The sequence below is a fragment of the Arsenophonus sp. ENCA genome, assembly GCF_002287155.1.
GTDB classification, from domain to species: Bacteria; Pseudomonadota; Gammaproteobacteria; order Enterobacterales; family Enterobacteriaceae; genus Arsenophonus; species Arsenophonus nilaparvatae.
Map to the genome: position 1 here is coordinate 1 of NZ_NHNG01000354.1, position 9,888 is coordinate 9,888.

10 protein-coding genes and 2 pseudogenes are annotated in these 9,888 nt (G+C 44.9%); 1 reads left to right on the forward strand and 11 read right to left on the reverse strand.

The features are described 5' to 3' along the window. Window positions 1–53 precede the first annotated feature (53 nt). Window positions 54–269: a cold-shock protein gene (locus tag CBG25_RS09330; RefSeq protein WP_026824204.1), complete on the forward strand. Its 216-nt coding sequence runs from the start codon at window positions 54–56 to the stop codon at window positions 267–269. Between the two features lie 73 nt (window positions 270–342). Here the strand turns inward: CBG25_RS09330 and CBG25_RS09335 are convergent, their stop codons facing one another. The 11 genes and pseudogenes from CBG25_RS09335 to CBG25_RS09385 all read right to left on the reverse strand — a co-directional run. Then, the gene (locus CBG25_RS09335) at window positions 343–3,159 is read right to left on the reverse strand and encodes an AAA family ATPase (protein WP_290606217.1); all 2,817 of its coding nucleotides are present in this window, start codon (window positions 3,157–3,159) and stop codon (window positions 343–345) included. A 233-nt stretch (window positions 3,160–3,392) separates the two neighbouring features. Beyond that, window positions 3,393–4,247 (reverse strand): annotated as a pseudogene (locus CBG25_RS09340) (phage tail tape measure protein); the annotation flags it as partial. An 84-nt stretch (window positions 4,248–4,331) separates the two neighbouring features. Then, window positions 4,332–4,655, reverse strand: coding sequence for a phage tail assembly protein (locus CBG25_RS09345; RefSeq protein WP_290606219.1), 324 nt, complete (start codon window positions 4,653–4,655; stop codon window positions 4,332–4,334). Further along, entirely contained in the window at window positions 4,652–5,017 is a 366-nt protein-coding gene (locus CBG25_RS09350; RefSeq protein WP_290606221.1) for a phage tail tube protein, read from the reverse strand. Before CBG25_RS09350 ends, CBG25_RS09345 begins: the two co-directional genes overlap by 4 nt. Continuing rightward, entirely contained in the window at window positions 5,017–6,525 is a 1,509-nt protein-coding gene (locus tag CBG25_RS09355) for a phage tail sheath subtilisin-like domain-containing protein (protein WP_290606223.1), read from the reverse strand. The genes CBG25_RS09350 and CBG25_RS09355 overlap by 1 nt, the downstream gene beginning before the upstream one ends. Next, window positions 6,522–6,800 carry a DUF2635 domain-containing protein gene (locus tag CBG25_RS09360; protein WP_290606225.1) on the reverse strand — a complete coding sequence of 93 codons (279 nt, stop codon included), beginning with the start codon at window positions 6,798–6,800 and terminating at the stop codon, window positions 6,522–6,524. Before CBG25_RS09360 ends, CBG25_RS09355 begins: the two co-directional genes overlap by 4 nt. After that, window positions 6,797–7,333 carry a hypothetical protein gene (locus tag CBG25_RS09365; protein ID WP_290606227.1) on the reverse strand — a complete coding sequence of 179 codons (537 nt, stop codon included), beginning with the start codon at window positions 7,331–7,333 and terminating at the stop codon, window positions 6,797–6,799. Before CBG25_RS09365 ends, CBG25_RS09360 begins: the two co-directional genes overlap by 4 nt. After that, the gene (locus tag CBG25_RS09370; protein WP_290606229.1) at window positions 7,330–7,878 is read right to left on the reverse strand and encodes a hypothetical protein; all 549 of its coding nucleotides are present in this window, start codon (window positions 7,876–7,878) and stop codon (window positions 7,330–7,332) included. The genes CBG25_RS09365 and CBG25_RS09370 overlap by 4 nt, the downstream gene beginning before the upstream one ends. Beyond that, window positions 7,859–8,266: a head-tail adaptor protein gene (locus CBG25_RS09375; RefSeq protein ID WP_290606230.1), complete on the reverse strand. Its 408-nt coding sequence runs from the start codon at window positions 8,264–8,266 to the stop codon at window positions 7,859–7,861. The genes CBG25_RS09370 and CBG25_RS09375 overlap by 20 nt, the downstream gene beginning before the upstream one ends. Then, entirely contained in the window at window positions 8,263–8,586 is a 324-nt protein-coding gene (locus CBG25_RS09380; RefSeq protein ID WP_290606232.1) for a head-tail connector protein, read from the reverse strand. Before CBG25_RS09380 ends, CBG25_RS09375 begins: the two co-directional genes overlap by 4 nt. Window positions 8,587–8,674: 88 nt before the next feature. After that, window positions 8,675–9,766, reverse strand: a pseudogene (locus tag CBG25_RS09385) (phage major capsid protein); the annotation flags it as partial. Window positions 9,767–9,888: the final 122 nt, after the last annotated feature.

Consider the following 9,888-nt stretch of genomic DNA (forward strand, 5'->3'; position numbering starts at 1 on the left):
AATCATGTTAATCTTTGAGATTTTTGATTAATTAACAAAATTAAGGAACGTATATGTCAAGCATCAATACAGGTATTGTTAAATGGTTTAACGCTGATAAAGGTTTTGGATTTATTTCACCCAAAAACGGCAGTCAGGATGTGTTTGTTCATTATTCTGCTATTCAGGGTAATGATTATAAAACGCTTTATGAAGGGCAGGAAGTAAACTTTTCAGTCGAAAGCGGTCATAAAGGACCTTCGGCAACCAATGTAATAGCCTTATGCTAGCATTAAATTAATTTATATTATCTCGTGGTATCTTTATGCCACGCAATAATCACGTTTAGCACATATTAAAAAATTAATCGCCATACTCCTTCTCTTTAATTTTTGAGTTTTTCTCTTCTTCATGATGATATGAAATATTAATTTCATCGTTTTCTTTTTCCAGTTTCGGTTGTTCTTCTTCGAGTTGAAGATCGGGTATTTTCTCATCATCATGCAGCAGAGCCGATTCTAATGTTATATCCTGCTTATCATTAATTTTTTCTGCCTCTATATCTTGCGATAAACTTTCAGTAATTTCATGTTTAGGGATATTATCGAGTTCAATCACAATCGAATGGTCTTTGGTATCTTTTTTTAGCGCCTCATCAAATTGTGATAATGAATAAAGGTTAACGCTGTTTTCATCATTGCCTTTATTTAATATGATATAGATACCATCGGATGCACCTTTGTAAGTGGCTTCTTCGAGATCTGTTTTCCCTGTATAAACTCCCACCGGAATATGAAGATTTCCCCGCTGAATGCCGTGTTCGTTAGTGACTGGCAATAATAATTCAGGTCGGTCATGGTGTGAGAATCTGGCGCTTTCAACCAGGGTTTGGTCGATTTTTTGCGCTAATTTGGTGTTGCCAATTTCTTTGCTGTTATCCCAAATTCTGATTTCATTGCGAGCAAGTTGGTCTTCCTGTTTATTCAGGATGTCATGCGCAGTTAATCTGTCACCGGAATTTTTTGTCAGGTTTTTCATCCAGGCATTGCCATCTGATAAATAAAGCTGAACGTGTTCTTTTGCGCGGGATAATTCCACATAGGTATTATCGATTGCTGCGAGGGTACGCGAGCCTTCATAGACGATGACATATGGATAAGAAGCGCCTTGTGAGGCATAGCTTGTGATGGCATAGGTGTAATCCAGATGTCTATCAGCATATTCTTTTTGTGGTTGATAGGTGACGAGCTTGCCGTTTAACTCAATATAGAGCTTATCGTCCTCAATCCGCTTTATCATGCCCCTGTCGTTATTGGCAATGTTGCGTTCTTTATCGGTTGTGGTGAGGCGGATTTTTTCACCCTCTGAGACTTCAATGGTTTTGTCTTCAAAGAGCGCGACGACGGCTGGATTCACTTCAAGCGGTGACAGGTATTTCTCCTGATTATTTTCCCGATTTACCAGACTAACAATGCCTTCTTTTGAAATCTCTGTTATCTGAAAATAGTGTTGATTGATTTTTGCGATGTGCCCCAACTGGTTTTGCCAAAATTGGCTATCTTTTAAATCCGCTTCCTGATGGTTGATGCGTTGTAAAACAGAAATATGGGCTGATTTACCTAGCATCTGTTGACTTTGCATCACCGCATGAATGTTTTCATTTAACTGATTTCGATCGGCATTTAACGGGGTGATAATCACCGTGTTATCACGCGCTTCTTTCGTTCTCCCCACATAGTCATCAATCACCATTTTTAGCATTTGATTGTCGTTTTCCTGTGGTTTACCTGATGAATCCCCCTTCATGATTGCGCTTTCGGGGATAAATGCGCCATTATTCCTTGCTACCCGGTCAGGAGAAACCTGGCAAATAATATCCAGTGATTTTTGCGTGTTTCCAGCAATGATTGCTTCAATGGCAGGTTTTAATTCAGGTGTTTGTCTGACGATTTCGTCCATCACCACTTTATCGGCGGCACTTCGTTGCCAGGCGAGGGCAAAAGGCGCGCCTCGCTCGAAGGCTTTTAGCTGTTTTGCATCCCCTGAGAGGACGACTCTCCCTGCATTATCCGTGATGTTAACCAGTAATTCTGCCAGGGTTTTATTGCCAATCATCGAGCCTTCATCAATCACAAACAGGGTATTTTTATACGATGTTTTTAGATTGTTCTGGTGCTTTTCCATCAGGAAACTGGCAATGGTTTGGGATTTTATGCCCGCCGCCTGTAATTCATTGACGGCTTTATGGGTGGGTGCGAGGCCGACGATATTCACATCGGGTCGATTATCGTTAAGGGCTTGTGCTACGGTTTTAAACTGGGTGGTTTTCCCGACACCCGCATAGCCTTGTATCATGATTGTCTGGTCTTTTGAGGTTAAAACCAGTTCGGCGGCTTTCTGTTGGCCTTGGGTTAATCCGGTAAAATGCCGTTTTTCTTTATTCTGGATTAACGGCAATTGACTGTTTTTGCCCTGTAAAATCTGCGAGAGGATTTTTACTTCGTTATCAAAATCTTCTTTGCGAATAAAGCGCCCATAAAATTCGTGTGTTGCTTTATCCACCCATTTTACCTCGCCTTTTCTTAGCCGCTCTTTAAAGGTTTTTACACAATCTTCAAACGAAAAATCACTGGATTTTGCTGCATCAGCAACGACATCGAGGCTATTAAAGACTATATTTGACTTCGTCCGCCGGTCAATGGCGATGTTTAGCTGTTTCTGGATATCAGGGGTGACATTATGTTTTGCGACATCGGCGGCTTTTATGAAGGATTCATTGCCTTGTTGGATATCTGAGAGCACGGTGGTGCTAATTTCACTTTGCTGTAACCGTTTTTGGATACTTTCGCTATCCAAACCAGTGATGCCGATAATATTCTTCCCGCTGCGTCTTATCTGGTTGATGGTCGAATTATTCACTTCTTTTTCGTTAAACACCGCAATGACCGTTTGATTTTTATAAAGGCTATTCCCAAACGCTTCACAGTAGTGGTATTCCAGTTTGCTATCGGCTTTCGGGGTGAATGATGCTTTTTTACCGTGCTCATCTTCCATAATGATTTTATCGGCAAATAAAAAATTGCCTTTTTTTAGCTCGGTAATGGTAAAGGTTTTGCCCGCCTGGATGTTTTGCCCGAACACGCCAGTTGATTTGACGCTATCACCTTCTCGCAGTTCCATCTCTTGCACTTTAAAGAGACGGTAGTGACTATCAATTTTATTAACACGAGTTTCGCACAGGCATATAAAATTCTAAAAATGGCTTAAAAGCAATGATTAATCTGCAAGTTACTAAAAAACATAAATTTTCTTAAATTACAATAAGTTGTATTTGATTTATAAGGTTTTGACTATTTATATATCATGCTGAATTAAACTTAAAAATAGAGCGTTTTTTTATTGGTGCGAAACTCGTGTAATAATGCCATCTGATCTTTTTTAGGCAATTTTTCAAGGGCTTTCAGCACCATCAACATGGCGCCTTTCGCATCTTTCTGCATCTGTGCGGCGAGTTTTTTGGGGCTGATTTTTAAGGTGTGTAGTGCGATTTTTTGCGATTTTGTCGCTGATTTCCCTTTGGTTAACGCCAGCATAAAGTTCTTAATACCGGTTGCCGCCACGTCTGACTCAACACCCATTCCGGCAATGGTTGCGCCAAGGGCCGCTATCTCACCGGAGGCGAGACCGCCCACTTCACCCAGTGGGCCAATGCGGGTCACAATGTCAGAGATTTTTGCGGCATTGGCTGGCCCGTTATTGCCAAGGTAGTTGATTTTATCGGCAAGCGAAACGACATCATTTTGCGTCAACCGAAATGCAGTACGCCATTGTGCCATCATCTGCCCAGATTGCTCAGCCGTCTGGTCAAAGGCGATACCCATTTTTACAGCGGATTGAGCGAAGGACATTAATTCTTCTTTCGCTATCCCTGCCTGACCGCCTGCGGCCACAATCTGACCAATACCATCTGCGGCCATCGGTAATTCTGTCGAGAGCTTAAGAATATCTTCCGACATCTGTTTAAACTGCGCAGGCGTATCAAAATCAACCACCTTGCGGACATCAGCCATCGTCGATTCAAAGTCTATCGCCTGCTTGATGGGGCCAGCCATTGCAGTCACAACGCCAGCCCCTAATGCAGCCGCCCCCGCCATTCCTGCGCTAAACTCTTTCTTGAAGGATTTCATTTCACGCCGCATCCCCTTGAGCGGGGCAGAGAGTTTATCGACGGCAGTGATGATCGCTTTTAACTCAAAACTATTAGCCACCCTGTCGCTCCTCGTTGATGCGAACAGCCTCCGCTTCCAGATCAAAGAACTGGCTTAGCCGATGCTGGCGTAATTCAAAGGGGTTTATGCGCCAGAACCAGGCAACGTTGTAAACTCGTCGTCTGAGACTGCTAAGTTCTGGGCACTGGTAAAAAAACTCACGATGGTCATCGAGGCGACAAATACATCATGTAACGATAACTGTTGCGCTGAAGAGCGTGGGATATTAGCTAGCTCAGGAAGATAAGCGAGTGCTGAGCGCGTATCCAGCCGCATATCGCCTCGTTCAGAGTAACTAAAAGGAATGCCGTATTTTTCAACCTGATCAAACGTCGGTTCCTGAATTTCCAGTACGGTGACTTTGTTATTGTGTACCTGAATCGGCTTACTTAGTGCTATTGATTTCATTGATAAAATCCTTCATCTCCGTGAAATTCCATCTCGACCGTGCCTTCGTCAACATTATGTGAAGATTCGCCTGATAGCCACGCGCCAGACAACACATACACCATGCCGTTAGCTAATTCAGCGGTAATGGTCATTTCATCGGCTGTCGTGAGTTTTTGGATGGGGAAACTTTTCTCGACTTTAAATTCAGCTTTGATATAAGGTGCACGATGCGTTTCTTTGTAATGCACACTGCCATCAAGTCCGACCATGTCCTCCCTGATAACCGTATTCATCGGCACTTCTACACTGCCATTCAATGAGAGTTGCTGCCCATCGCTCTTAAAATAGCAGGTGCCGCCTATTCTTCTTTTGCCCGTCATTAAATAACCTCACCATTGTTATATTGCAGCCTGAATTGATTCGATAACGCAAATACCCGAAGTTGATTGATATAATCCGCCGGAAATACCACATCAATGCGATTGGGGTCATTCTTATTACGCTCGACGATAAGATTTTTACGAAATGCATCGAAATTTTCGACAATCCCTTCATCTTCCAACCGACGATAAACCGCACAGAGTTCACCTTTAATGACGGCTGGGGTAGCAATCGCCTGACCTGCTCCGAATCGTGTACCGTCATCGGCCAGTTTATGCCGTCCGTACTTGCTGCTGATCACCGATTTCAAGCGCCGCAAAATATAGGCGCTGGTATAGAGCGTTTCGCTATCCAAATAGCTGTTATCCGCCACACCGTAACGGTTTTTCTGGTAGGTTGTCACATCACGCTGAATACATAAGACACCCCCTTCTACATTAGCGGTAGCGATACCGTGTGAAAGCAGTGATTGCTGCTCTGTCAAGATGAAACGTTTGCCAGATGGCGCAGGTAATACGCCGTTTAACGCACCTTTGTGAGTCGGTCTGGCCGGATCGTTACGCAGAAATATCGCGCTACGTGCCAGTCGTGCCGCTACCAGTTCATCAAGTGCGGTTTGTATTGCAGGTTCATATCCAGCGATAGTGAGATGCGGATCATTTAATGAGTCACCAATAGCGACCAGTTCGCCCACCGTACCTCTTTTGGCGGTATAAACATGCCCGTACAACTGACGATAAGGACTCCAACGACCGCTCTCATCATTCATCTCCGCGCCCATCTTTTTCAGTGAAGCAGAATCGGAGAAAGGTAATCCAATAAAATCAAATAAGGAGTCACCCATGGCACTGATAATGTTATCCATATCCGGTGAACCAGCGCCGCCACTCATGGCCGTAATCGTGATATTAAGACCGTGAGGCGTATTCTCACCGCCTGTCGGCGAATAATAGTTCAGCATCAATGGAATATCGTTGCCAGTTAACCCTCTATGCTTTGCGGTCAAGATGATTTTTCCAGCTGAAATTGCCGCGGTGACAGGCAAATCTTCGTTGTCATTGATCGCTTTACCAAGGGCGGCTGCAACGGTATTCGCCGTATCCGATTGCTTGACAGCAGATAAAATACGCTGGTTGCTGATATACAGCGTAACGACACCTGAATCGGTTGCGGTGCCACTAATGGCAATCTCGCCTGTTGCTTTCGTCCCCTTGTTTTCATGTACAGCAGGTGCAGCAATGACAAACAGTTCACCGACAGCATCAATCCGGCGATATGCTCGCACCATGCGGTGTAACTGACTGCCACGACCGGCTAGCTGTTGCATCATTTCTGCCGAGGGCATGATTATTGGTGAATTCAAGGTCATTTGTGCAGTGGGTAATGCATGACCAATGAGCAAGGCAGGCCCACTGGCTTGCATCGTATTGGCAGCACTGTTATCCATTTCCGGATAGAACCCAGGCACACGCAAATTGGCGTTCACGGTATTAAAGCTAATGGTCATTCCTGCGTCTCCTCTTTAGCCTTTTTTGGCTTATTTTTTGCGGTATCAATCGTCTCTTGATTGATTGCAAGAGGGGGATTGTGGGATTCACTCACTTCTTCAATATCATCGTCCTGTTTTCTTCTGATCCAAAAAAGCGTTTTTTGAACCTGCAATCCTTCTTCTGGCAAATATTCACCAAAATACTCGTTGGTATCCCGCATATATTGCGGAATAGGCACTTTTCGCCCGTGCTTAGGCTTAATAAAAATAATTTCTGGTCTTGTGCCTGTCATTTCAGGTTTATCTCCAAAGGCGATTGTGCGTTGCTTGACGCTGCGTTAACGTCAATCGCAACGGTGTGTAAATCAGGTAAATGATTCAGGTCAGCATAATGGCGGGTATCTTCGGCGTTTATTTCAGTTTCGACTTTAAAATGAAATTGCCAGATTAATTCATTCGGGTTCACATCAAGACATTCATCATCCGCATATTCAATTGCACCGTAGGCCGGATCAGGTGTCCATCCAAGGATGGCCCTCCATATTTCACTGCGAACTTCATCAATCAAATCACAGGAGGCGTACTGACCGCGTTTATCGGTGTTATTAAGAATGACAATTACCGAAAACTGGTCGGTTAACCCTTGCCAATAATCGGTCTGTGAACGTTGTTCACCAACACTGGATCCGTTGGGGACAACATATGCTGACGGTAATTCCAGGTGAGTACATTCGAGGGCGGTAATATATTCTGCCGCGCCGCCTATCCTGTGTTCAAAGCGAGGGCAATAAGTACGCAGCGCGGTAATAACGGGGCTGAGTTTCATTTTTTATTCCTTTTTCGGGGTTGAGGCCGAAGTGATTTTTGCAATTCGTCACTGAGCGTGTGTTGTGTCCAGCCTTTCAGTTTTTCCAACGCTCCAACCATATAGTTTTCACGTGGCGCAATACGCCAACCCCCACCGACGGCATGGTGGCGTTTATGGCGACGATCCTTTTTGGACATGCCATAGGAAGCCTGCTTGACACCATAATGAAGGATCGCCGGATAATACGTACCCTGAATGGGTACTCCGCCTCGTCCCCAGAGGTTTTTTCGCTTTTCCCCTTTCCAGCTAGGCGCAATCTTGACCATCAGCCCTGAACGGCGTTTAGAGGCTCTCGGGACGTTATACGCAATGGAACGTGCTAGCGCTCCCGTTTGACTGGCGGGCGCTTCTCCTGCTCGGGAAGAACGCCCGCGTATGCGTCTGGCTAACCGTCTGGCAACATGAGCATGAGCCTGACCAATTTTTGCGAAGCCTTTTCTCAAACGCGCACGATTAAAAACCAACTCTTTGGGTTGTTCAAAATCAATATGCAACATGTCCATGTGTCATTCTCCTTAGCGGCTCGCTGCCTGTTTCTTTACATTCCAGCAGCCAGAAACGGTGGGAATAATTTAAATCACGGACTCGCTTAATCTGAAACACGCTATCCCCAATCACCACTTGATAATCACGCTCAATATGACGGTCTCGGCGATAACGCAGCGTAATAAAATGGGTGATTAAATCATTAAGTTGTGCAGAGTTTTGATAGATTGTTGCCCCTACCTGCATGACCTTTGCCCATGCCTTAAAACTATCAGGATAGACATCATCAAATCCCACCGTATTATCAGGTGTATTCTTGTGACGGCGAACGGTGATCCGTGTATTGAGTTCCCCGGGATCGGGATAGCGATAGGTTGCGCTGGTTTCTGCATGACGCAGTTTCATAGCGGGATAATCCGGTAAGGTTGTACATTCCAGGTAAACCCCATTGGCAACTCACTTTTTTCAAAATTGGAAGACGCCGTCCGATTAAAATAATAGTGCGAAGCCAGAAGCAACATGGCTATTTTAATATCTGCCGTCAGGTGTATGCCGTTTCTATCCGCAGTCGGTATTTTTGCCTTAGGGGGGTATAACTTTCGATTTAAATACGTTTCGGTGCGTTGCACAACGGCTTGACCAATCGAATTAAGTACGTTGTCTTCTTCGTTAAAATCGGCCTCAAGACGACAATGCGCCTTGATTTCTTCAAGCGTTAATAACATAAGTCACTCCTATGCCCGCCAGATGACGGGCATAAAAAAACCGCCAATGCGGTCATCTTTCTCTTTTCATCAGTGGGAAGGGGAAGGGTTAATTCGGTTTTCCAACCAGTGCCTTGATAGCGGCTGTATCTTCCAGCACACAATCAAATCGATGGAAAGCGACAAAGGCGGTCTGGTCATACTCTGCATAGCGTTCAACCAGACGCTTTAGTGTCATATAGCTGACGCGTCGGACGATAAAACGGTTAAAGTCACCGCAGTAAATGAACTTTTTCCCTTTACCGATATCCGCAATCGCCGGATCAATCACATAGGGTATATTAAGCACCGTCGCTGGCGCAACGCCGACAATTTCCGGTAGCCATAGGGGGCGCTTCTGGGCATCTTCCATTCTACTGAGCATTTTTAACGTGTTATCGTTAAACACCAAACGGAATGTGCCACCATTGCGATAAGCCGGATCAATGCTGTGTTTTAATGCCAATATTTCTTGCCACGTGAACTTGTCTACTGCTGCGGTATTCGTTGTCCCAGTCACCGAAGCTTCGAGTCCTTTGGGTTCCAGGGGGGTACCCGCACCGCTACCTTGCACTAAATATTTTGCTTCGCCGCGTCCCAGCCGTTGGGCAATACGAGCAGCCAGGTAGCCTTCAATATCAACGCCACTGTCTTGCAATAATTCATTAGAAACCTTAATTATTTTTGATGATAATTTTTTCGCACCCAGGCTGGCTGTACCAAAGGTGACCTCACCGTCACTGGCTGCTGTGTTTTCTGCTAACAATTCACCTTCTTCGGCTGTCCCGTCCGAGGTGCTCCAATTAATCGTCTGGCCGTCAGATGTCATGAGAATTTGTGCTACGCTGGCAATACCGCCATAGGCTTTCATTGAATCGACGATTTTGTTTAACATCACTTTCGGGACGGTATAGCCGCCTTTGTCCTCAGGTGTCGTACCTTGTGCGCGAAGCTCTCGCAATGCTTGCCGCTCTTCTGGACTCATCTCACCCAGCCCACAACGCAAGAATTTGTCAAACGCAGCGGTGCGTCGCTCGCTTTCCTGTTCTGGGTTGGCTTTATTCAGTGCCTGACGCTGTTCGTCGGCCCGCTCATCGACAACCGCCTGATCCAGTTGGCGTAATTCCTCTTCACGGGTTATCTGTTCATCGATACTTTAAACTAGTTGCTGAATAGAGACTTGCATTTTTTGTCACGCTATTGAGAATAAAAAGAGGTTTAACTTAGAGAATAAAGGTTTGAAATGATCAACAAAGAGCGGCTGTTACGAGATAATCGTTTATG

Bases quoted from the DNA above. Each gene is read 5' to 3' on its own strand.
- CBG25_RS09345 (WP_290606219.1), bottom strand. From the start codon at position 4,655: ATGAAATCAATAGCACTAAGTAAGCCGATTCAGGTACACAATAACAAA.
- CBG25_RS09335 (WP_290606217.1), bottom strand. From the start codon at position 3,159: ATGGAACTGCGAGAAGGTGATAGCGTCAAATCAACTGGCGTGTTCGGG.
- CBG25_RS09370 (WP_290606229.1), bottom strand. From the start codon at position 7,878: ATGGACATGTTGCATATTGATTTTGAACAACCCAAAGAGTTGGTTTTT.
- CBG25_RS09360 (WP_290606225.1), bottom strand. From the start codon at position 6,800: ATGACAGGCACAAGACCAGAAATTATTTTTATTAAGCCTAAGCACGGG.
- CBG25_RS09380 (WP_290606232.1), bottom strand. From the start codon at position 8,586: ATGTTATTAACGCTTGAAGAAATCAAGGCGCATTGTCGTCTTGAGGCC.
- CBG25_RS09350 (WP_290606221.1), bottom strand. From the start codon at position 5,017: ATGACGGGCAAAAGAAGAATAGGCGGCACCTGCTATTTTAAGAGCGAT.
- CBG25_RS09330 (WP_026824204.1), top strand. From the start codon at position 54: ATGTCAAGCATCAATACAGGTATTGTTAAATGGTTTAACGCTGATAAA.
- CBG25_RS09365 (WP_290606227.1), bottom strand. From the start codon at position 7,333: ATGAAACTCAGCCCCGTTATTACCGCGCTGCGTACTTATTGCCCTCGC.
- CBG25_RS09375 (WP_290606230.1), bottom strand. From the start codon at position 8,266: ATGAAACTGCGTCATGCAGAAACCAGCGCAACCTATCGCTATCCCGAT.
- CBG25_RS09355 (WP_290606223.1), bottom strand. From the start codon at position 6,525: ATGACCATTAGCTTTAATACCGTGAACGCCAATTTGCGTGTGCCTGGG.